The organism is Cytobacillus mangrovibacter (assembly GCF_042865275.1).
GTDB lineage: Bacteria > Bacillota > Bacilli > Bacillales > Cytobacillaceae > Cytobacillus > Cytobacillus mangrovibacter.
Genome location: NZ_JBIACJ010000006.1, coordinates 284,954 through 306,938 on the forward strand (window position 1 = coordinate 284,954; position 21,985 = coordinate 306,938).

Genomic DNA, 21,985 nt, shown 5'->3' on the forward strand with positions numbered 1-21,985 from the left:
CCTCCTCGGCGCTAAAGCGCCTGCGGGGTCTCACCTGTCCCACTCAGCCCGCAGGAGTCTCGCACCTTCCGCTCCAATCAACCAATTTTTTTTGTGAATCTTTTTCATTTATACAACTTATTAATAAAGTACAAACTTTAGTATTCCCATCTTTCCATTTTCTTTGTGAAATGTCAACTGAAAGTATGGATATTGGTTGCAGAAGATGGCGTTATGGATGAAAATAATGGGAAGGAGGAGTGAATGAAATGATTAAAGTGTTATTTGTCTGTTTAGGTAATATTTGTCGATCGCCGATGGCAGAAGCGATGTTTCGTGATCTTGTAAAGAGGGAAGGATTGGAACATGAGATCTTAATTGATTCTGCTGGTACAGGTGATTGGCATATTGGAAGTCCCCCACACAAAGGGACAAAGGATATTTTGACCAAATACGAAATAAATGCAGAAGGTCTACTTGCAAGGCAGATTAGTGTGCAGGATTTGCAAGACTTTCAATACATAGTGGCGATGGATGAATCAAATGTTCAGAATATCAAAAAGTTAATTCAGAGGGATGAAGATGTACATATTGTCAGGCTGCTTGATTATATTGATGACCAAATAGGAAAAGATGTTCCAGATCCGTACTTTACTGGAGATTTTGAAGAAACGTATGAGCTTGTCAAAAAAGGCTGCATGTATTTGTTAAAAGATCTTAGGAGAAACCATAATATATAAGAAAGTGAGAGTGAGAATAATGGGGAAGTCTTTATTCTGGAAAAGTGTATGCATAGGAGCAATAGCTGGTGGAGCGATTAGTCTGTTCGATAAGAATACCCGTCAATCTGTCCTGACGAATTGCAAGAAAACAACAAGTGGGATTTCATACTATGTGAAGCATCCAAATGAAGCGGTTAGTCAAGTAAGAGAAGTCACAAATAAAATTAAAACAACGGTAGAACAAGTAAGCTCTGAAGTTTCGTTTATTGCGGAAAAGGTAGGAGAGCTGCAAGAGGGTACACCAGAAGTGGTGGGACTTGTGAAAGATACAAAGGATGCTTTTTCAGAAGAGGAGATGGATGAATCGTTTACATACAAGGAATGGCCTTTGTAGAACGAGAAGAAGGGCTAGAACCTAAATGAAGGAGGTGCTGGAATGGGACGAGCTTTGTCAACTTTGATTCCGAGGTTGTGGAAAAGAGTGTTTGATGATGATGTTTTTGGCCTTGCTGCACAATTGGCCTACTTCTTTCTGCTGTCCCTCTTTCCATTACTTCTTTTTCTAGTTACGCTTTTGCCTTATTTACCAATAACTCAGGATGATATTCTTGGGGTTATTCGTGATTTTGCCCCAGGAGACAGCATGGAATTAATTGAAACGAATATTAATGAGCTTTCAAAAAGAAATGGAAAGCTGCTTTCGTTTGGAATTATTGCAACAATCTGGTCTGCTTCTAATGGGATTAATGCCATTGTTAGGGCTTTAAATAAGGCCTATGATGTGAAGGAAAGCCGTCCCTTTCTTATCTCAAGGGGAATGGCGATCCTATTTACTTTTCTAATGCTATTTGTATTTGTTATTGCTTTACTGCTGCCTGTATTTGGGAAATTAATTGGAGTGTACCTATTTGCTAAGTTTGGCCTATCTGATGAATTTATGGCTACTTGGAACACGCTAAGATGGCTGGTAAGCTCCATTATCCTATTCATTGTATTTACAGGACTATACTGGATTGCACCGAATAAAAAATTAAAATGCATTACGGCTGTACCAGGAGCCATTTTTGCTACTGTCGGCTGGATTTTGTCCTCCCTTGCTTTCTCCTATTATGTAACAAATTTTGGCAACTTCTCTGCAACGTATGGGAGCATTGGAGCCATTATCGTGCTTATGATCTGGTTTTACTTAACGGGGATCATCATTATCCTTGGTGGAGAAATTAATGCGATCTTCAGCAAATACAAAAGTGAAGAATGCTAAACTGAATGATGCTATAAGTTTCCTTTTATAAAATCTGGTTTCTGTTAAAGAATAAGACAGGGGAAAATGATTGTTTTCAAAAGGAGGTTTATCCATATGACAAAGCAAACAAAAAAAGATGGTGGAACAAAGCAAAAGGGCAAAAACAAGCCTAAACAAAAAACATCCGGTTCTGCAAACGGACAGAATGGATATCATTAAAAAGCAAGCCCGGGGAATCCCCGGGCTATTCTTATGATTTTAATAGCCTTAAGCTATTTAATATGACCAAAATGGTGCTTCCTTCATGAGCAATAACGCCAAAAGGCAGATCAACAAATTGAAGAAAGTTTGAGGCAATGAGAAACATAATAACTGTAATTGAAAAGATAACATTTTGTTTAATGATTTTGTTCATTCTTTTTGAAAGATGGATGGCTTCAGAGATACGCGGCAAATCATTTTTCATTAAGACAACATCCGCTGTTTCAAGCGCAACATCAGATCCTTCACCCATGGCAATTCCAACATTGGCAGTTGCAAGTGCTGGAGCATCATTGATTCCATCACCAACCATTGCCACACTTCCGTATTTTTCTTTTATTTCTTTCAAATGTTCTACTTTATTTTCGGGCAGGCACTCAGCAATATAGTCGTCCAAATGGGCTTCCTTTGCTATGGCCTTTCCTGTATTTTGACTGTCCCCAGTCAGCATAATGGTGTAGATCCCTTGCTTTTTTAAGTCGTCAATTGCTTGCTTGGTTTCTTTACGGACGACATCCTGAAGTCCAATGATTGCGGCTACTAGATCATTTCGCTTTACGAAGACAACGGTTTTTCCTTCACTTGCCATTCGGGCTGCAGCCCCATCTGCAAAGTGCTCAGCAGCTTCGATGCCTACAAACTTTGCTTTGCCAATTTTCCATTCTACATCAGCAATCCTTGCTTTCACACCCCAGCCTGCAACATCTTCAATACTTTCTGGAGTAATAAAAGATTCACCCAAGGTTTTCTTTGCATAGTTGACGATGGCATTTGCTAAAGGATGTGTAGAGTGACTTTCAATTGCGGCTACATGTAATAAAATATCATTAGTCGAAATTCCATCAGCAACAATGATATCTGTTACTTCGGGTTTTCCTTTTGTAAGTGTTCCAGTTTTATCAAAAGCAATGGCTTTTAAATGGCTAAGATTTTCTAAATGCACTCCGCCTTTAAAAAGAATCCCATGCTTTGCCCCATTTGAAATGGCTGACAAGGTGGCAGGCATGATGGAAGCAACAAGAGCACAAGGGGAAGCAACTACTAGCAGGATCATCGCACGATAAAAGGTTTCAGTCCAGCTCCATCCTAATAGGAAATGGGGGACAAACATCATTAAAACTACAACGGCTAATACGACCTTAACATATGTTCCTTCAAATCGTTCAATAAACAATTGGGAAGGAGATTTCTCACTTTGGGCTGATTGGACAAGCAGGATGATCTTTTGAAATAGAGTTTCACTGTTTGGTTTTGTAATTTCGACTGTAATTGAACCGTTTAAATTGACTGTTCCAGCATATACGACATCGTCACGGTCCTTAGAAACGGGCAGTGACTCGCCGGTAATGGCCGCTTCATCAATGGTTGTATGCCCCTTTAGAATTTTTCCGTCAGAAGGGACGCGTTCACCTGGTTTGACCAAAATGAGATCTCCAACGGCTAATTCTGAAACATGAACTTTTTTCTCCACTCCATTAGTGACTCGTAAGGCCTCTTCTGGCTGCAGATCCATTAAAGCAGAAATCTCTTTATGGCTTTTGTTCATCGTATAGGTTTCCATGGCGCCGCTAATAGCAAAGATGAAGATGAGGATGGCGCCCTCAGTCCAATAGCCAATAATACCAGAGCCAATCGCTGCAAAAACCATGAGCATTTCAACATTTAATTCCTTATTGGCAATCGTTTCCTCAATTCCTTCTTTTGCTTTGGCAAACCCGCCAATAATAAAGGCCAGTATATATATGGCAATAGAAGCTGTTGCAAGCCCATTTTTGTCAAGCAGCCAGCCTGCTCCAATAAGTACTCCACTAAATAGAGCGGCAATTAATTCGGCATGAGGCTTTACTTTATCAAATATACTTTCGTTTTCAGCTAATATTGTGTTCTCCATTATCGCTTTTGCTTCTGTACCCATGACTTTTCCTCCTTTTATTGGTTAGGCTATTTTCGTAAACATTGTTGCATTCAACACGAATTAGTAGAGGTTGATTTCCGCTCCAGGTCGCTCGCTTTCCGCGGGGTGGGCGCTGAGCCTCCTCGGCGCTATGCGCCTGTGGGGTCTCAGCTGTCCCACTACTCCCGCAGGAGTCTCGCAACCTTCCGCTCCAATCAACAATCTTTTAGAAAAAAGAGCCATTTGTTAAAATCTAGTGTCCAAAGGTTTCTCAATGAGAAAAATAATCAGCATCAATTGCCCTATTAAACGACGAAAGCTGCCACCCGAAGGCGACAGCAAAAAAATTTGATTTAAATATTTAAATGGCAAAAGGAAATAGTTGAAATTAGACAATGATCTAGCTCCAGAATCCCCTTTTTTTAATTAACTTTAGTTTACTATATAACCTATGAATTGAACAGAGATTTGTTTCACATTAATTAACGGTTAGCTATTGAATGAAGACTCCTTATTGGTCAGGATTTGCTTTTGACCAAACATCACAACAATCAGGAATAGAATTAAGAGCATCATACTAATAATATGAAAGAAGCTGATTGAATGGAAATATTGAATGAAAACACCGCCAATGTACGGACCAACTAAACTCCCGATGCTAAAGGCAACACCACAAAGCAAATTTCCTGTAGGCAATAGATTTTTTGGCATTAAATCAGTCATGTAACTGATCCCAAGTGAGAAGGTGGAGCCAACAACCATCCCTGCAATAAATAAGCAAATCGTTAAGCCAATCATCATTTCTTCTAAAAAGCTTGCGGCAGTAAAGCTAAGAAACCCTGCAAATAAAATGATCATCAAAATATTTCTTCTTCCATATTTATCACTGAGAATCCCAAGCGGCAATTGGAAAACAACTGCCCCGATGGCAAAGGAGGTTAGAAGAATAGATACACTTGACACTTCGAGTCCAATCCGCAGTCCATAAATAGGAAAGCTGCCATTTAGTGAGGCTTCAAGAAAGCCATAGCCTAAAGGAGGAAGAAAAGCCACCCAACCATATTTTGCAGCCTTTCTAAAACGCTTCAATGTTTCTTTCAACGAATTCATCTCAACTGTTTGCTCAGGAAAATCATTTTTTAATGTAAATACAAATAGCCAAGCTATTAAGCAGAGAATAGAAGAAACGATGAATGGCAGTGCTTCATTTACTTTAACAAGTGGGGCCATCATCGGACCTACCGCAAAGCCGACTCCGAAAAACAATCCATAGAGAGAGATGTTTCTTCCTCTTTTATGTTCAGGTGAAAAAGTAGTAATCCAAGTTTGTGTCCCGAAATGGAGAGCATGATCGCCAATACCGATAAGCAGCCTTAGTACAAACCAAAACCAAAAGGATTTCCATACAGGAAAGAGGATTAATGAAAGAACAACAAGTAATCCACCTAGAATAATGATCGGTTTATAGCCATATTTTCTTAATGGATATTCCATAAAGGGGGATATTAATAAGATTCCAATATATAAACCGGTTGCGTTAAGGCCGTTCAAGCTTGATGAAATTCCTTCATTTTCAAAAATAATCGCAATTAAAGGAAGCAGCATCCCCTGACTGAATCCGGAAATGGCAACAATGCTAATTAAAATGCTAAACCTTCTATTTTCCTTATTCATTTCTTCTTCCCTCTATTTCAATGGTAAATACTGAGTATATCAGCTTTACCTTTTTAGTCATCTTATATTTGGGTTATTACATACAATAATGATGGTAACTGAGAGGAATGGAAATTGGCAAGAAAAAATGATGTTTTTATTTCTTCGGGCTTGGGGAAAATAAAACAATATGTTGGGGTGCAATGAATGACGAAGGGAAGGTGTATATGAATGAATAAAGTTTTTGGGGTGCTTGTTTTAGTGGGGGTACCGTTATCTGTTATTGGAACATTGATGAATTGGTCGAGTATATTGCTGTTTATCATTTACTGCTTATCGATTATTGCCCTTGCTAGTTTCATGGGGAGGGCGACAGAAAGCATTGCTATTGTAACAGGACCAAGGATTGGCGGATTGTTAAATGCAACATTTGGAAATGCAGTTGAATTAATCATATCTATTTTCGCACTGAAAGCCGGATTGATCGGAGTCGTTCTTGCCTCTTTGACGGGATCTGTGCTAGGGAATTTATTATTAGTCGCAGGTTTATCCTTTTTTATTGGCGGTTTAAAGTATAAGAGGCAGACGTTCAATGTGTATGATGCAAGGCATAATTCGGGATTGCTCATGTTTGGCGTTATTGTCGCTTTTGTTATTCCAGAAATTTTTTCGCAGTCCATGTCAGAGAGCCATACATTAAGTTTTAGTGTCGGAATATCAATCATCTTAATTGTCTTATATCTAGCCGCATTGTTTTTCAAATTAGTTACTCACCGTGGTGTTTACCAAACCGAAAACTCGGGTGAAGGAGGACATGATGAAGAAGAGCCTGAATGGGGCAAGGGCAAGGCAATCCTCGTTCTCCTTCTAGCTACCATTGCAGTTGCCTATATATCTGAGAATTTAGTCCACACATTTCATGTGGTGGGAGAAACATTTGGCTGGTCCGAATTATTCATTGGGGTTGTGATTGTAGCAATCGTAGGGAATGCAGCTGAACACGCATCTGCAATTATTATGGCTTATAAAAATAAAATGGATATAGCTGTTGAAATTGCTGTCGGCTCTACTTTACAAGTTGCTATGTTTGTTGCACCATTACTTGTATTAATTTCATTAATGTTTCCAACAGCCATGCCATTGGTGTTCACCCTTCCAGAACTCATTACAATGGTCACAGCTGCCCTATTAATGATCATTATTTCAAATGATGGTGAAACGAACTGGTTTGAAGGTGCAACTTTACTTGCTGCCTATCTGATCATGGGCATTGGATTTTATCTTTTATAAATCATTCGGATGCAATAAAGGGGATTTTTGCAAAAAAGTTGCAAATTCCTAATTAAATATCGTTTCTCAACAAGCAAAAACGACTCTGCAACTATCGCAGAGTCGTTTTCTATTGATCCGATTAAAAGGAATGTAAATCTACTCGCTTGAAAGGCTTGATCACCAACTTTCATGTGGTTATTTGACCAGAAAACCTATGTTGGAACGATGATTTCTTTGCAATAAAAACGTCATCCTCCTTTATTAGTAAGCGAATTGACTTAGCGGCCCTCCTTTTGCTATTAAGTAAATTTATTATACAATAATCATTAATATTTGTAAATATTCTGATTTTTACAAAGTTGTTACAAATTGTGGTAAATATGAACTAATTTTATTGCAAGGAATGGATAATATAATAGAACTCCGAAAAAACTATAAGCAACCCTAAAAAGATAGTGAGTTGAAAGGAGTTTTATTAGCGTGAAAAAATATCTGTCCATTTTCTTATTAGGTCTACTTATTATGTTTTCAATTCAGCAGCCAGCTGAGGCAAACAAGGAGAAGAAAAAGGATGAGGCAGCTCCAAAGCTTGTCACTGTGCCAAGCTCTGTATTGCAAATTACGAAAGAGAATACGTATCCAAATCCGGCACAAGATATGCCAACCTTGCAGCCAAGTGAATTGACTCAAAAGCTAATTGATTCAGCAAAAGTAAAGATTGAAAATCCTGATCTTATTCGAATGCTAAATGAAACGACGGTCAATAGCACCCCATTTGCTATTGGATACCGGGCCATCATTTATCTAGGGCAATGGCCGTTACATTATGAGTCAGCTGAAACATCGCCCAATTGGGAATATCAAAAAATAAATACGAATTATTTTGACAACCGGGGAGGAAAAGCTCCTTATCAGATTCATTATGTTCAAGAAGCACAAAAGGTGGTCCGTGGGGGATTAACGGCAAAAGTTCCTAATACAGAAGATGTGAAAAAGATGATGCTAGTAAAAGCTACGGAGAAGTCTGGTTTGCCTCTTGGCTTTGAAACGATTATCGGAGCTGGTACAAAAAAAGATCATAAATACAATATTCCTCCGAAACGATTAGGATACTTATATGGCTATGCCCCAGCTGTTAATGAAAAAGGAAAAGTAACCTATGGTGAAGTGTATATCATGCTAAAAGGTAACAAGAAAATGATTATTGTCAAAAATGTAACCTCCCAAGGAGTAGGAGCCTGGATTCCAATCCAAGATCATGTGTCATTCGGATTCATGGCATCTGAACGCCCAAGATAAGGTGTCTGTTGAACAGATATCCATAAGTGCACTAAAATTAAACAACCAGCCATCAATTATTGGCTGGTTGTTGTTTTGTGATACAAAGGCCAAAACACATGGTTGATTGGAGCGGAAGGGTGTGAGACTCCTGCGGGAGGAGTGGGACAGCTGAGACCCCGCAGGTGCTTTGCACCGAGGAGGCTCAGCGCCCACCCCGCGGAAAGCGAACACCCTGGAGCGGAAATCAACCTTTACCAACTATTTGTTAATTAGCAGCAATGTTTGCGAAAACAGCATGTTTCAAAGATTAGCCGTTCTATCTAAGAAATTGATCTCTTTATAATAGCTATTTTTCACTAAGACATTCGGGCCGAGACATCGAACCTGTGGGCAGTGGCAGCTCAGAGAACGGGCAAGGCTTGAATTCATCCACTTCTTAAATACATCTTCAAGCGCATCCTTCTCAATATTCCCAAGAGCGGGAGTATCACCGAAATCAGTCACAATAACCTCACCAGTAAAAATATTTACATTTAAACGTGAGCGCCCATCAGGGTCATTTCGTACAGTGACATTTTTTGATGCGTAAAGTCGCTTTAATAAATCTAAATCCTCTGTATTCGAGCTACACGCATAAAATGGAAGTGTACCAAACAGCATCCATGTATCTTCATTTCTGATATCAAGTAGATGATGAATGGCCGAACGCGTTTCTTCTAAAGAAAGTGTTTCTAATGTGGAGGCGAAATCAGAAGGGTACATTGGGTGAATTTCATGCCGTCCACAGTTCATTTCTTCAACAATTTGCTTATGGATCTTTTCAAGGTAGGGCAGTGTCCGTTTATTAAGCATCGTCTCTGCAGAAACCATCACTCCAGCATTTGACAGTTCACGGCTATTATTAATCATTCGATCAAAAAGCTTCATTCTTTGATCAACTGTGGGCTTTCGTTCCATCATCGCAAAGCCGCCTTCAATGAAGTCTTTCTCTGTTCCCCAGTTATGAGAAATATGCAGTACATCAAGGTAAGGAATGATGGCCTCGTAGCGGCTAAGCTCCAGTGTTAAGTTCGAATTAATCTGTGTTCGAACACCACGATTATGTGCATAACGGAGTAATGGCACAACATACTCTTCCACAGACTTTTTCGATAGCATTGGTTCTCCACCGGTAATACTTAAAGATCTCAAATGAGGAATTTCCTCAAGCCTTCTAAGCAATAAATCTATGGGAAGTGCATTTGGATCTTTTGGCTGAAGCGTATAGCCGACAGCACAATGCTCACACCTCATATTACATAAAACAGTAGTAGTAAACTCAATATTGGACAGCGTAAGCTTTCCATACTCATCCATATCCATGTACGTTTCCCATGGATCATGCTTCGGGCTTATTTGCTTTTGTTTCTCTAACATCATTTTCTTCCTTTCTATTAACATCTGATATTATTAATTTTACAGACTGTATTGTCAATAGATACTCATTATTCTAAGAGAAAAACAATTATTCAGATCTTCTTGAAAAAAATTTATTTGACTAGTGAACGCAAGACCGTTTATTATATTTCTATTAACGACTATTTAACGACAATTTAAAATTGTCTAATAATTGCTATATTTTGGTATTGGGGGATGTTTATGAAGAAGGAGATGTCATTTTTTGTTGCAATAATTCCGCTTGCTGTTATGATTTTGGTCATGTTTTTTACGGTTGTTAAATTGGAGCAAGGTCCACACATCCCTCTGATAGTAGGGACATCTGTTGCTGCACTTGTTGCGTGGCGTTCCGGATATAAGTGGAAGGAAATTGAAGAGGCGATGTATAAGGGGATACGTCTTGCGTTGCCAGCGGTTATTATTATCATGCTTGTTGGGCTTACGATTGGTGCTTGGATCGGTGGCGGTGTTGTTGCTACAATGATTTTTTATGGATTGAAAATTATTACGCCTTCGCTTTTCCTTGTTTCGATTTGTATTATTTGTTCAATCGTCTCTTTAGCGATTGGGAGTTCATGGTCAACAATGGGTACAATTGGTGTTGCTGGAATGGGGATTGGACTAAGTATGGGGATACCAGCTCCGATGATTGCAGGGGCAATCATATCTGGTGCCTATTTTGGCGATAAAATGTCACCGCTTTCAGACACAACGAACTTAGCAGCAGGATTAACAAATACAGATTTATTTGTTCATATTAAACATATGTTTTTTACTACAATTCCAGGGTTAATTATTGCATTAGTCACATATGCAATTTTAGGAAGACGCTTTGGTAAAGATGGAGTCGATACTGCAAATATTGATCAAACGATAGGGGTGCTTCAAGACAGCTTTGTTATCTCTCCTTGGTTATTAATTATTCCGTTAATTGTTATCGTTTTGGTAGCCAAAAAGGTCCCGGCCATTCCAGCATTAATTATTGGCATCTTGCTAGGGTTCTTATCCCAAATTATTATTCAGGGCGGTACTTTCGCAGAAGCAGTTGGAGCATTGCAAAGCGGATTTGTTATTGAAACGGGAAATGAAATGGTTGATAACCTCTTTAATCGTGGTGGACTAGACTCGATGATGTACACGGTTTCCATGACGATTGTTGCAATGACCTTCGGTGGGATTTTAGAACATACGGGCATGCTGAATGCCATGGTTAATCAAATTCTAAAATTAGCGAAAACAGCAAAGGGGCTTGTGGTTTCTACTGTAGCTTCCTGCTTTGCAACAAATGCTGCATGTTCTGAGCAATACATTTCAATTGTAATTCCATCTCGAATGTTTGCAAAAGCTTACCGTGAGAAAGGGCTTCACTCAAAAAACTTATCGAGGGCTCTTGAGGATGGTGGAACGTTAACATCTGTCTTCGTGCCTTGGAATACATGCGGAGTTTTCATTTTTGGTACACTTGGAGTATCCGCCTTTCAATACGCACCATACGCTGTTTTAAATTTTATTGTACCAATTATTTCTATTATCTTTGCACTGACTGGCTTTACAATTGCAAAGCTATCAGAATCAGAAAAGCTGGCATTGCTCAAAGATGAAGAAGCTGCATTAAAAGGATAATCAAAGAAGGAAAGTTCAGATTCCATTGAACTTTCCTTTTCCTTCCTAATGACGGGATAAATGATTTAATTGTAAATAGGCATATTGAGGATATATACCGCTCGTGGGCGCCCTTGCTGGTAGGTCATTTCTTCTCCAACGACGTGAATATATCCATGCTCAACAAGTTTCTTGATCATTCGCTCGGTCGTACGGCGTGTTACTTGTAAATAATCGCTTAAATCGGCCGCTGTAAAATGATGTGACTGTCTAACTTTCCCGAATTGAATAATTTTTGAGAGATTTGCTGGGCTTAGCTTTGCTTTTTGAGCTATTTGAAGAAATGCAGGGGAATCATTGATCAACCGCTGCTGTCTTTGTTCTTCTGGGAAAGGACCGATTAACTCTTTTTCATTTGTTAAAATATAGGCACAGTTTTTATTCAATTCCTTTTCAGCAAAGGAAAGAGCAACTATGGCATTTTTATCCGCTTCTATAATGGTTGAACCATAGCCAAAGCCTATTGCGATTTCTGGAAAGTCTGTTAAGTACTCAAGGAATAGATCCTGTTCGATCACTCCTTCAATATCACCGCGTGTACTGTATAATGTATAAGAAGAATGGGTTAGCTGTTGAACGGTTGCATGGATGTCATGTGCAAATGATCGAATCAATCTTTCATGTTCCTTATCAGTTGAATGGATAGACACGTAGCCTACTGCAACTTGAGCCGATTGGCTTTTAGCATAATTTGCTTGTGATTTCGCTTCTTGTAACCCGCGGATTAAGGTGATTTTCGGATCAGCCATACGCATGGCAGGAATTCCATGCTCAATTAATTGATTATAAACAGCATGTACACTTGTTAATGCTAAATCAATAGCTCCTTTTTCCCAGAGGGACTTGTGAAAAGAAACAAGTGCTGCTAAATCAAATACATCTCTGTTTAGCATTTTTTCTAAGTCGATGATATGTTCAGGTAATGTATTGATATCGACTGATGTGAGTACATTTTTGACAAGTGATGCGTTAAACAAATCAATTGAAACACGGTCCAATGAAATATGCTTATGGTAGAATGAGGCAAGCAAGGAAGAGGCAATTGCTAACTCATCCTGTGCTAAATAAATGACAGGGACAGGCAGCTTCTCATGCTCTTTCTTTGAAAAAAAATAGGGCAATGCACCAGAAAAAAATACGACATCACATGGTTTTAAGTCCTTAATTATAAGGGGTGCCTCATGAGGCTGCTTATAAATATAACTATCCAATTCGATTCCGCCTACTAAGGGGGCAACTGATTGAATCCGTTCAATAAATTCAGCTGATCCAATTAGGGCCATTCGTGTAAACATGGGGTAACCTCCAGTAAAGGCAATTATTTATGAATTAACGACTATTTAACGACAACTATATCAAAAAGTAAGAATATTTGTAAATCAAAAGGAGCTAATTATTATGAAAATAACAGCCATTGATCTGTATGCGATTCATTTACCACTTCATGTTCCATTTGTTGTAAGCTATCACTCATATGACTACATGCCGTCAGTTATTGTAAAGATAGAAACGGATGAAGGAATTGTTGGATATGGAGAGGGTGTGGCAGATGAACATGTGACAGGGGAATCCTGGGAAGGTGTCTATCACATTCTAAAAAATACATTGGCTCCAGTTATATTAGGGAAGAATCCAATGGAAATCGAGAAAATTCATGAATTAATGAACCAATCAATTTATGGCGCTCCTACTGCAAAAGCAGCGATTGATATTGCCTGTTTTGATATTATAGGGAAAAAGCTTCAGCAGCCTATTTATCAATTGATAGGTGGACGATACCATGATGAATTTCCGATTACTCATGTATTAAGTATTGCTGAACCAGAAGCAATGGCTTTTGAAGCCGAATCAATGGTCGAAAAGGGCTACCGTTCATTTAAGATGAAGGTAGGTACAAATGTTGGCATCGATATTGAACGCATCAAGGCTGTCCGTTCGCGGGTTGGGGCAGAAATTGCTATTCGAGTGGATGTGAATCAAGGCTGGAAAAACAGTGCAACGACGCTTGCAGCTTTAAACCAATTACAGGATTGCCAATTAGACTGGGTTGAGCAACCTGTAGTGGCAGATGATATTGATGGAATGGTTGAGATAAAGTCAAAAACGGTTATCCCTTTAATGATTGATGAAGGATTAAAAGGATCACGTGAAATGCTTGAGATTATTCAAAAGCGTGCGGCAGATAAAGTGAATATTAAACTAATGAAATGTGGCGGGATCTATCCAGCAGTCAAACTTGCACATCAGGCAGAGCTAGCCGGCCTCGAGTGTCAAGTGGGTTCAATGGTCGAGTCTTCTATCGGATCAGCTGCTGGTTTTCATGTTGCTTTTTCGAAAAAAATAATCACAAGTGTGGAATTAACAGGTCCATTGAAGTTTTCAAAGGACGTTGGAGATCTTCACTACGATGTTCCATTTATTCGATTAACCGATCAGCCTGGATTAGGTGTAACAGTTAATGAAAAAATGGTTGAAGAATTAACTGTTTTTCAAGATCGTATTTGCTTAAAGGAGGAAGTTTTGTGAATCGAATGTTTGAAGGGGCCCTTTTGAAAAATGAGCAGCAGCTTCCATTTTTTGTTCGGGTACTAACAATGGCTGATTTGGCAGATATTATACTTGTACAAGAACAAGTTGTTAGACAACTAGTGGATAAAGATAGATTGCAGCCCCTGACATATGAAGAATTTCAATATATTTTAAAGGGAAACGGATTGATGATTGGTGCTTATGCTAATGATGAACTGATTGCGTTCCGTGCTTTGTTAGTACCGCCAATTGATGAAGCCCATTTGGGAAAAGATATTGGCCTGCCAGAAGCTGAGCTTCCAAATGTGATCTATCAGGAAATTTCAAATGTGCTCCCAGATTACCGGGGAAATCAGCTTCAGAAAATATTGGCGAAGCTAATCATGCAGGAATTGGCGAAGCAAGAACATCAGTACCGCTATGTTTGCTGCACTGTTGCTCCATTTAATATACCGAGTCTTAAGGATAAATTTGCTCAAGGAATGAGAATAGCAGCGCTTAAGGAAAAATATGAAGGAAGCCTGCGCTATATTTTTGTGAAGGATTTGGAAGATGTCAAGGAGCCTGAATGGGGTGACGAGATATTCATTCTAATGGAAAATATAGAAGATCAGCAGCAAAAACTGCATGAAGGCTGGCAAGGAATTCAAATGGTGGAGCGGGAAGGCAAATTGCAAGTTAAATACAGTGTCAGACACTATTCGGGGACAAAATAATGTAAGGTGGTCAATAAAAAAGCCACGGTCAATGAAAAGTAAATTTGCGAATTAGTGAATTTTTCGGTAGGATGATATCGAGACGAAAGGGGAGAACGATTTGGGCAGTCCGATTAAAGATAAAAACGGCCAGGTTTCTTTTTTGAAACAACGATTAAATATGTTCCTAGATGTACTAGAAGCAATTGAACCGGAAGAAACAGAGATTGAAGATATCGATCGTTTAATTGAAATGATCGATGACCTTGAATCTAAATGCCGTGAGTTTAATAACCGAGAAAATTAAGAGCCCTAGGGCTCTTTTTTAAATGGAAGTTAAGAGCTATTCATAACGCCTGAAATTAGCGCAACCGGAAAAAATGGAAGTTAAGAGCCGTTCATAACGCCCGAAATCAGCACGACCGGAAAAAATGGAAGTTAAGAGCCGTTCATAACGCCCGAAATTAGCACAATCGGAAAAAATGGAAGTTAAGAGCTGTTCATAACGCCCGAAATTAGCGTACCCAGAAAAAATGGTAGTTAAAGCTGTTCATAACGCTCGAAATCAGCGCATTCAGAAAATAATGCCTTAATGCTCGATTATTTACGTTTTTTCCCTGTAACCGATTCCAAGCTTGGTCTTTCCAACCTAACCTGATAGGAGTATAATAGTAAACGATAATTATTATAATTTTCATAAAAGAAACATAGATAAGAGGGGCAAAGGGAAGGGGTACAGGCATGAATATCGAAAAATTTCAGGAAAGCATGTATGACTTAATTGTTGAAACTTCTACGAAACTGCCAAGGGATGTGCGACGTGCGATCAAGGCAGCGAAAGAAAAGGAAAGTGCTGGTACAAGATCAGCAATGAGCTTAGCTACTATTACAAATAATATTAAAATGGCTGACGACAATGTATCACCGATTTGTCAGGATACAGGCTTGCCGACTTTTAAAATTAAAACACCAGTTGGTGCAAATCAGTTAGTTATGAAAGAAGCGATCAAAAATGCAATTGCTCAAGCAACGAAGGACGGGAAGCTGCGTCCAAACTCAGTTGACTCGCTAACAGGGGAAAATAGCGGGGATAATCTTGGCGGCGGGACACCAGTTATTAAATTCGAGCAATGGGAAAAGGATTATATTGATGCACGCTTGATCTTAAAGGGCGGCGGCTGTGAAAATAAAAATATCCAGTATAGTCTTCCTTGCGAACTTGATGGGTTAGGCCGTGCAGGTCGTGATCTGGATGGAATCCGAAAATGTATCATGCATTCTGTTTACCAAGCACAGGGACAAGGCTGCAGTGCTGGGTTTATCGGAGTAGGTATTGGCGGAGATCGCTCGGCTGGTTATGATCTTGCTAAAGAACAGCTTTTCCGTTCTGTTGAAGATGTCAATCCGAACGAGGATCTGCGCAAATTAGAGGAGTACGTAATGGATCATGCAAATGAGCTTGGGATCGGCACGATGGGCTTTGGGGGAGAAACGACATTGCTAGGCTGTAAAGTCGGCGTTATAAATCGAATTCCAGCAAGCTTCTTCGTATCTGTTGCATACAACTGCTGGGCCTTCCGTCGCCTTGGTGTTGCTGTAAATCCAGAGACGGGTGAAATCAATGAGTGGATGTATCAAGAAGGGGAAAACATTGATTTCGGCGCAACAGAGGCAGAAAAGGAAACAGCTGCAGCTACAGAAACGAAAGCAGAAGTGATTTCATTACAAGCACCGATTACGGAAGAGCAAATCCGCAGTCTAAAGGTTGGAGATGTTGTTCAAATTAACGGCAGAATGTACACGGGCCGTGACGCCATCCATCACCATCTTATGGAGCATGATGCCCCAGTTGACTTAAATGGCCAAGTCATTTACCATTGCGGACCTGTTATGCTTAAAGACGATGAAGGCAACTGGCATGTCAAAGCTGCTGGCCCGACAACAAGTATTCGTGAGGAGCCATACCAAGGCGATATCATGAAGAAGTTTGGCATTCGTGCTGTCATTGGAAAAGGCGGCATGGGACCAAAAACATTAGCAGCGCTAAATGAGCATGGCGGAGTGTATTTAAATGCAATTGGTGGAGCAGCGCAGTATTATGCAGATTGCATTAAAGCGGTTGAAGGTGTCGACTTAATGGAATTTGGAATTCCAGAAGCCATGTGGCATCTAAAGGTTGAAGGCTTCACAGCCGTTGTTACAATGGATTCACACGGAAACAGCCTTCATGCCGATGTGGACAAATCTTCTTTAGATAAATTGGCTCAGTTTAAAGAGAGAGTTTTTTAATTAAGAATGCCAAAGGGAGATCTTAACTAGATCTCTCTTTTTTGTGGGGATTTTTGGAATAGGTAAAGGTGAATGTTTTTATCCTAGTCACAAACAATAAGAAAAAAATAGAGGAGGAGCGCAGATGAAAATAGTTAAACAACTAATCATCATATGTGCCATTTTTATATTTTTTTCAACAACAGCTTATGCTGACTTCAACAATTCTCCCATTCACTGGGGATTCAAAAAGGGGGCAAATGAGGAGCAAGCTGATGCAGGCAAGCCTTTGGATGAGATGATTGAGCGAATGGGTGCTTTTTATAAAGGGGACCCAACAAAAAAGGACATTTATTTAACCTTTGATAATGGCTATGAAAATGGATATACAGCAAAGGTTTTGGATGTGTTAAAAAAAGAAAAGGTACCTGCCGCTTTTTTTATTACAGGTCACTACATCAATAGTGCACCTGACCTTGTGAAACGCATGGCAGCTGAAGGGCATATCGTTGGCAATCACTCATGGAGCCATCCAGATATGACAAGAATCAGCAGTCAACGCCTTGCGGAAGAGTTAGAAAAAGTCCGTGAGGGAACAGAGAAGCTAACAGGGATTAAGCATATGTCGTACTTACGCCCGCCAAGAGGAATCTTCAGCGAGCGGACCATTCATTTGGCAAACCAAGAGGAATATACCCATATCTTCTGGTCGCTGGCATTTAAAGATTGGCTAACCGATCAGCAAAAGGGCTGGCAATATTCCTATGACAACATTATGCGCCAAATTCATCCGGGAGCGATTTTGCTTTTACACACCGTATCTAAGGATAATGCTGATGCACTCGAAAAAGTGATTAAGGATTTGAAGGCAAGAGGCTATACGTTTAAAAGTCTAGATGACTTAATGATGAGTCAGACGTTCGATGATAGTATATTGTACTGACTTATAGTGAGCAAGAGTAAGATGAAATTAGTTTTATATCGATAACCTTGATATATCAACAAGTGACCGATAAAATGGGGAAAGTGACTGGTAAAAGTGCAGGAGTGACGGGTAAAATAGTAAAAGTGACTGGTAAATTAGCGAAAGTGGCCGATAAAAGTGAAAAAGTGGCCGGTAATTTGCGAAAGTTTTCTAAAATGGATGGTATATCGTAAATCTTTATCGTCATGACTAAATATTTTTTTCAAATAAACTCGAATTTCTTATAAATTCGGGTTTGTTTCTGTTTACAGGGAATTGATGAGTGAAAAATGGTATAATACGAGGAAAATGCTAAGGGACGGATTATTTTTGGAGACATTACAAATCAAGGGGCCTTATAATTTTGATCTTGTATTAGACAGGCTTTCAATGGACCCGCTTAATCAAGTTGATATTGACAGTCGGTCTGTTAAAGTACCGATGCTAATCGAAAATGAAGCGGTTATTGCTCATGTACAGGCAGTAGGAACATTAGATAATCCTAAATTTATCATCAAGGGAACGGAAGGGGAAAATATAGTAAAGGCTGAAAAAAGACTGGCAGAAATTTTCCAATGGGATGTTCCTCTTGAAATAATCAGTGAGCATTTTAGAAAGACCGACTTAGCACCAATTTTTGAGCAGCATTATGGGACACCGCTTGTGCTTGATTTCGATCCGTTTAGCTGTTTATTAAAATGCATCATTCACCAACAGTTAAATTTATCTTTTGCCCATACGTTAACCGAGCGATTTGTAAATACATTTGGCTTTGAAAAAGAGGGAGTTTGGTTCTATCCCTCACCAGAAACCGTTGCAGCTTTACAAGTCGAAGAGCTTCGAGCGCTTCAGTTTAGTGGACGAAAGGCTGAATATGTTATCGGAATTGCCATGGAAGTCGTAAAGGGAAACCTCGATTTCACTTCACTAAGAGATCAATCTAATGAAGAGATTTATAAACAATTAATAAAAATTCGCGGGATTGGGCCATGGACCATTCAAAATTTCCTCATGTTTGGGCTTGGCAGACTTAATCTTTTTCCCGTTGCCGATATTGGTATTCAAAATGCGTTAAAAAAGTTATACAAACTAGATGTGAAGCCAACATTAGAGGAAATAGAATCATTTTCTAAAGGCTGGGAGCCATATTTAAGCTATGCATCCTTATATTTATGGCGAAGCATTGAATAATTGGAGCTGAAGAATTCAAGATGAAAAAGGAACAATCTGTTGAAATAAAACTAAATCAAACCTTCCCTTTAACGATTAAAAGACTTGGAATTAATGGGGAAGGCGTCGGTTATTTTAAGAAAAAGGTTGTATTTGTGCCAGGAGCTCTTCCTGGTGAAGAAGTTGTTGTTGAAGCAACAAAGGTACATCCGAAATTTACCGAAGCAAAAATTAAGAATATCCGCAAAAAATCAGTACACCGCGTGGCACCGCCATGTCCTATTTATGAGGAATGTGGAGGCTGCCAGCTTCAGCATCTTCACTATGACCAGCAGTTGAAGGAAAAGCGTGATATAGTCATTCAGTCATTAGAAAGGCATACGAAGCTGAACGTAGAGAAAATAGATATTAAAGAAACCATTGGAATGGAAGATCCGTGGAACTACCGAAACAAAAGTCAGTTTCAGGTTGGATTGAAAGACGGGAAAGTTCTAGCTGGATTGTACGGGATGAATTCCCACCGCCTGATCAATATCGAACAATGTGCCGTCCAGCATCCACAAACAAACAAGGCTACAGCAACTGTGAAAAGAATTCTTCAAGATTTGAAGATTCCCATTTATAGCGAAAAGTCGAGAAAAGGACTAGTACGAACCATCGTAGCAAGAGTCGGGATCCAAACGGGAGAACTGCAAATCGTCTTAATCACAACAAAAAAAGAACTCCCAAATAAAGAACAAATTATTCAAGAAATCAAAAAGAAGCTACCTGAAGTTAAATCCATTATTCAAAACATTAATGGACAGAAAACCTCATTAATTTTTGGAGATGAAACGGTAAATCTTGAAGGAAATGATTTTATCCAAGAAACACTAGGTGATCTCCAATTTGAATTATCAGCACGAACATTCTTCCAATTGAATCCAGAGCAAACAGTCAAGCTTTATAATGAGGTAAAAAAAGCGGCAGCTCTGACAGGGAAAGAAAAAGTGGTTGATGCTTATTGTGGTGTTGGTACGATTGGATTATGGATTGCGGATTCCGCTGCTGAGATCAGAGGGATGGACATTATCCCTGAATCCATTGAAGACGCAAAGAAAAATGCAGTCCGCCACGGAATCAAGCATGCCAAGTATGTGACCGGCAAAGCAGAAGAATGGCTCCCTAAATGGGTGAAAGAAGGATGGAAACCAGACGTAATCATCGTCGACCCACCAAGAACCGGATTAGACGGACAATTGCTAAACACGATCCTAAAAGTCAAACCGAAAAAAGTCGTGTATGTATCCTGTAACCCATCTACATTGGCGAAGGATATTGCAGTGCTTAGTGGGAAGTATCAGGTTGCAATGATTCAGCCGGTGGATATGTTTCCGCAGACTGCGCATGTTGAATGCTGTGTATCGCTCGAAAGGAAGTGTAATTAAACAATAGAAATTTTCCAGATAAAATAGACCTTTTCCGCAATTCATCCACAGTTGGAATAAAGTTTGTCCAAAAAGCGTGAGAAAAAAGCCTGTTATCCCCGACATATCAACAGTTGTGAAAAAAAAGCGTGAGAGAAAAACTCTTTTTTAACTTGATAAAAAATGTGAAAAAAAGCGTGAGAAAAGCCCGAAAAAACGGGTTTTTTTCTTGCAAAAATGAGGAAAAAGCGGGAGAAAAGGAAAGACTTTATTTTAACAGCGAACGGTGGAATGCGGGTTTGAGCGAGGGAAAAGGAAAATTTCTAAAACGACTGCACATAGTAGCAAACAAAAAGGAGAAAAAATTTAACGATATTTTTCCTTTTGTTAAGGTTTAAGGATAGGTCTATAAAATACTGTTGATTTATTGTGAACCTTTATTAGTAGTGTAACTGTAGAGTTGTCTACTCTTTGTTGTCTCAAACTAAAATTACCGCTTCTTACAAAATAACTATCTCAAACTAAAAATACCGTTCTTTAAATGAAAATAACATTCCCAAACCGAAGGTTTCCTGATCCAATTCAGGCAGACCTTCGGTCTTTTTATGCTCGAAAACCTACTACGGAAGAACTTAATTATATTTTAACCTTCCTTTCTGTTCCGTTATTGGTACGAATTTCACCCGAAAGGGTGGTTTTTGGGGAAGAACTTGAATTACAGAATAGAGGCAAGGTTTAAGGAGGAAATAAGGATTGAAGGTAAACGGGTCAAGGGTTTGAGGAAGATTGGGCGGGAGAGATGGGGAGATACCGACTAAATTACAAAAAGACATAGTAGACAGTAAGGATAAAGGGGAAAACAAACTTCACAAGGAACTATGGAATCAGAATGTATAAAGTTTAGCAAAAATTGAGGGGAAATGAAAAAAATATTGACTGTAGTCAAGAAATGTATTATATTAAGATTATATTTTCTAATACTTAATTTTTTCTTTTTGATTTTTTGTGAGGTCTTAAAGACCAATATACAGTCGATACAAGGCTGATTTACTTAGATTTACATTTTTTACATTTCAAATGAATATTTTGATCGTTGATTTGAGGGCGAAGTCTGTTCTTTAATCAAAGACGAATATTATTTCTTGGAATGTATATGTAAGCCTAAGTAAATCAGTCTTTTTTGATTTTTAAGGTATAGAGGCCGTAGTTACTAATTAAAATTTTAAGGAGTGTAAAGGTATGGAAAATTTATTTGTGGGTTATCGTAAGAATGGATTGTTATACGGGTGCAAAGATTATATATCAAACTTAAAAGAAGAAACAAAAGCCGATGAAATGATGAAAGAATTTTATCAAAATAACGAATTAGAAAACATTAGTGAATTACTTAACAGGATTTCGTGGCAAGAAATAGGGGAATATAGGAGCATTCCTGTTAGAAGGATTTTCGGGGACTTGAACAAAAAAGAGCCCTCTTGGTATGATATGGGGTGTCAAATCGTGGCGAAATGACCCCTAATTTGTTAACCAAGGAGGACTCCATAATGGA

The 21,985-nt window shown here is 39.0% G+C and carries 20 protein-coding genes; 16 read left to right on the top strand and 4 right to left on the bottom strand.

What is annotated here, in order from left to right; all coding sequences use genetic code 11:
- Positions 1–248 precede the first annotated feature (248 nt).
- Genes ACFYKT_RS13365 through ACFYKT_RS13375 form a run of 3 tightly spaced genes read left to right on the top strand, consistent with a single transcriptional unit; the run spans position 249 to position 1,962 of the window.
- Positions 249–719 carry a low molecular weight protein-tyrosine-phosphatase gene (locus ACFYKT_RS13365; protein ID WP_389220269.1) on the top strand — a complete coding sequence of 157 codons (471 nt, stop codon included), beginning with the start codon at positions 249–251 and terminating at the stop codon, positions 717–719.
- 19 nt (positions 720–738) lie between these two features.
- Positions 739–1,095 (top strand): YtxH domain-containing protein, encoded by a 357-nt coding sequence (locus tag ACFYKT_RS13370; RefSeq protein ID WP_389220272.1) that lies wholly within the window; start codon positions 739–741, stop codon positions 1,093–1,095.
- 42 nt (positions 1,096–1,137) lie between these two features.
- Positions 1,138–1,962 carry a YihY/virulence factor BrkB family protein gene (locus tag ACFYKT_RS13375; RefSeq protein ID WP_389220275.1) on the top strand — a complete coding sequence of 275 codons (825 nt, stop codon included), beginning with the start codon at positions 1,138–1,140 and terminating at the stop codon, positions 1,960–1,962.
- Positions 1,963–2,194: 232 nt separating this feature from the next.
- Here ACFYKT_RS13375 and ACFYKT_RS13380 read toward each other — a convergent pair whose 3' ends face one another.
- On the bottom strand, positions 2,195–4,120 hold the full coding sequence (locus tag ACFYKT_RS13380; protein WP_389220278.1) for a heavy metal translocating P-type ATPase: 1,926 nt from the start codon (positions 4,118–4,120) through the stop codon (positions 2,195–2,197).
- A gap of 468 nt (positions 4,121–4,588) precedes the next feature.
- A complete protein-coding gene (locus tag ACFYKT_RS13385; protein ID WP_389220281.1) occupies positions 4,589–5,773 on the bottom strand; it encodes an MFS transporter in 1,185 nt (394 codons plus the stop codon).
- A gap of 210 nt (positions 5,774–5,983) precedes the next feature.
- Here ACFYKT_RS13385 and cax point away from each other — a divergent pair, with 210 nt between their 5' ends.
- Both cax and ACFYKT_RS13395 read left to right on the top strand, forming a co-directional pair.
- A complete protein-coding gene (gene cax / locus ACFYKT_RS13390) occupies positions 5,984–7,042 on the top strand; it encodes a calcium/proton exchanger (RefSeq protein ID WP_389220283.1) in 1,059 nt (352 codons plus the stop codon).
- A 462-nt stretch (positions 7,043–7,504) separates the two neighbouring features.
- The gene (locus ACFYKT_RS13395) at positions 7,505–8,323 is read left to right on the top strand and encodes a YfkD famly protein (RefSeq protein ID WP_389220286.1); all 819 of its coding nucleotides are present in this window, start codon (positions 7,505–7,507) and stop codon (positions 8,321–8,323) included.
- Between the two features lie 282 nt (positions 8,324–8,605).
- Here ACFYKT_RS13395 and yfkAB read toward each other — a convergent pair whose 3' ends face one another.
- The gene (gene yfkAB, locus ACFYKT_RS13400) at positions 8,606–9,724 is read right to left on the bottom strand and encodes a radical SAM/CxCxxxxC motif protein YfkAB (RefSeq protein WP_389220289.1); all 1,119 of its coding nucleotides are present in this window, start codon (positions 9,722–9,724) and stop codon (positions 8,606–8,608) included.
- A gap of 219 nt (positions 9,725–9,943) precedes the next feature.
- On the opposite strand from yfkAB, the gene nhaC reads away from it, so the two are divergent.
- Positions 9,944–11,365, top strand: a complete 1,422-nt coding sequence (gene nhaC, locus ACFYKT_RS13405) for a Na+/H+ antiporter NhaC (RefSeq protein WP_389220292.1) — start codon at positions 9,944–9,946, stop codon at positions 11,363–11,365.
- A 65-nt stretch (positions 11,366–11,430) separates the two neighbouring features.
- Here nhaC and ACFYKT_RS13410 read toward each other — a convergent pair whose 3' ends face one another.
- The gene (locus ACFYKT_RS13410; protein WP_389220295.1) at positions 11,431–12,699 is read right to left on the bottom strand and encodes a transcriptional regulator; all 1,269 of its coding nucleotides are present in this window, start codon (positions 12,697–12,699) and stop codon (positions 11,431–11,433) included.
- A gap of 103 nt (positions 12,700–12,802) precedes the next feature.
- Between ACFYKT_RS13410 and ACFYKT_RS13415 the strand changes: the two genes are divergently transcribed.
- From ACFYKT_RS13415 to ACFYKT_RS13460, 10 genes are all read left to right on the top strand, one after another.
- On the top strand, positions 12,803–13,930 hold the full coding sequence (locus ACFYKT_RS13415; protein ID WP_389220298.1) for a mandelate racemase/muconate lactonizing enzyme family protein: 1,128 nt from the start codon (positions 12,803–12,805) through the stop codon (positions 13,928–13,930).
- Positions 13,931–13,935: 5 nt separating this feature from the next.
- The gene (locus ACFYKT_RS13420; RefSeq protein WP_389220362.1) at positions 13,936–14,649 is read left to right on the top strand and encodes a GNAT family N-acetyltransferase; all 714 of its coding nucleotides are present in this window, start codon (positions 13,936–13,938) and stop codon (positions 14,647–14,649) included.
- A gap of 100 nt (positions 14,650–14,749) precedes the next feature.
- A complete protein-coding gene (locus ACFYKT_RS13425) occupies positions 14,750–14,935 on the top strand; it encodes an SE1561 family protein (RefSeq protein ID WP_389220301.1) in 186 nt (61 codons plus the stop codon).
- A gap of 434 nt (positions 14,936–15,369) precedes the next feature.
- Entirely contained in the window at positions 15,370–16,917 is a 1,548-nt protein-coding gene (locus ACFYKT_RS13430; protein ID WP_389220304.1) for a fumarate hydratase, read from the top strand.
- 124 nt (positions 16,918–17,041) lie between these two features.
- On the top strand, positions 17,042–17,839 hold the full coding sequence (pdaA, locus tag ACFYKT_RS13435) for a delta-lactam-biosynthetic de-N-acetylase (protein ID WP_389220307.1): 798 nt from the start codon (positions 17,042–17,044) through the stop codon (positions 17,837–17,839).
- Positions 17,840–17,913: 74 nt separating this feature from the next.
- Complete coding sequence (locus tag ACFYKT_RS13440; RefSeq protein WP_389220310.1) at positions 17,914–18,054, top strand: hypothetical protein; 141 nt, start codon at positions 17,914–17,916, stop codon at positions 18,052–18,054.
- Between the two features lie 115 nt (positions 18,055–18,169).
- The gene (locus tag ACFYKT_RS13445) at positions 18,170–19,051 is read left to right on the top strand and encodes a DNA-3-methyladenine glycosylase family protein (RefSeq protein WP_389220364.1); all 882 of its coding nucleotides are present in this window, start codon (positions 18,170–18,172) and stop codon (positions 19,049–19,051) included.
- A 20-nt stretch (positions 19,052–19,071) separates the two neighbouring features.
- A complete protein-coding gene (gene rlmD, locus ACFYKT_RS13450) occupies positions 19,072–20,457 on the top strand; it encodes a 23S rRNA (uracil(1939)-C(5))-methyltransferase RlmD (protein ID WP_389220313.1) in 1,386 nt (461 codons plus the stop codon).
- A 128-nt stretch (positions 20,458–20,585) separates the two neighbouring features.
- Complete coding sequence (locus ACFYKT_RS13455; RefSeq protein WP_389220316.1) at positions 20,586–20,834, top strand: hypothetical protein; 249 nt, start codon at positions 20,586–20,588, stop codon at positions 20,832–20,834.
- An 841-nt stretch (positions 20,835–21,675) separates the two neighbouring features.
- Complete coding sequence (locus tag ACFYKT_RS13460) at positions 21,676–21,948, top strand: hypothetical protein (protein WP_389220318.1); 273 nt, start codon at positions 21,676–21,678, stop codon at positions 21,946–21,948.
- The last annotated feature ends 37 nt before the right edge of the window (positions 21,949–21,985 follow it).

Coding starts and splice junctions, on each gene's coding strand:
- ACFYKT_RS13365 (WP_389220269.1), top strand. CDS start 249: ATGATTAAAGTGTTATTTGTCTGTTTAGGTAATATTTGTCGATCGCCG.
- ACFYKT_RS13370 (WP_389220272.1), top strand. CDS start 739: ATGGGGAAGTCTTTATTCTGGAAAAGTGTATGCATAGGAGCAATAGCT.
- ACFYKT_RS13375 (WP_389220275.1), top strand. CDS start 1,138: ATGGGACGAGCTTTGTCAACTTTGATTCCGAGGTTGTGGAAAAGAGTG.
- ACFYKT_RS13380 (WP_389220278.1), bottom strand. CDS start 4,120: ATGGGTACAGAAGCAAAAGCGATAATGGAGAACACAATATTAGCTGAA.
- ACFYKT_RS13385 (WP_389220281.1), bottom strand. CDS start 5,773: ATGAATAAGGAAAATAGAAGGTTTAGCATTTTAATTAGCATTGTTGCC.
- cax (WP_389220283.1), top strand. CDS start 5,984: ATGAATAAAGTTTTTGGGGTGCTTGTTTTAGTGGGGGTACCGTTATCT.
- yfkAB (WP_389220289.1), bottom strand. CDS start 9,724: ATGATGTTAGAGAAACAAAAGCAAATAAGCCCGAAGCATGATCCATGG.
- nhaC (WP_389220292.1), top strand. CDS start 9,944: ATGAAGAAGGAGATGTCATTTTTTGTTGCAATAATTCCGCTTGCTGTT.
- ACFYKT_RS13410 (WP_389220295.1), bottom strand. CDS start 12,699: ATGTTTACACGAATGGCCCTAATTGGATCAGCTGAATTTATTGAACGG.
- ACFYKT_RS13415 (WP_389220298.1), top strand. CDS start 12,803: ATGAAAATAACAGCCATTGATCTGTATGCGATTCATTTACCACTTCAT.
- ACFYKT_RS13420 (WP_389220362.1), top strand. CDS start 13,936: ATGTTTGAAGGGGCCCTTTTGAAAAATGAGCAGCAGCTTCCATTTTTT.
- ACFYKT_RS13430 (WP_389220304.1), top strand. CDS start 15,370: ATGAATATCGAAAAATTTCAGGAAAGCATGTATGACTTAATTGTTGAA.
- pdaA (WP_389220307.1), top strand. CDS start 17,042: ATGAAAATAGTTAAACAACTAATCATCATATGTGCCATTTTTATATTT.
- ACFYKT_RS13440 (WP_389220310.1), top strand. CDS start 17,914: ATGGGGAAAGTGACTGGTAAAAGTGCAGGAGTGACGGGTAAAATAGTA.
- ACFYKT_RS13445 (WP_389220364.1), top strand. CDS start 18,170: ATGCTAAGGGACGGATTATTTTTGGAGACATTACAAATCAAGGGGCCT.
- rlmD (WP_389220313.1), top strand. CDS start 19,072: ATGAAAAAGGAACAATCTGTTGAAATAAAACTAAATCAAACCTTCCCT.
- ACFYKT_RS13460 (WP_389220318.1), top strand. CDS start 21,676: ATGGAAAATTTATTTGTGGGTTATCGTAAGAATGGATTGTTATACGGG.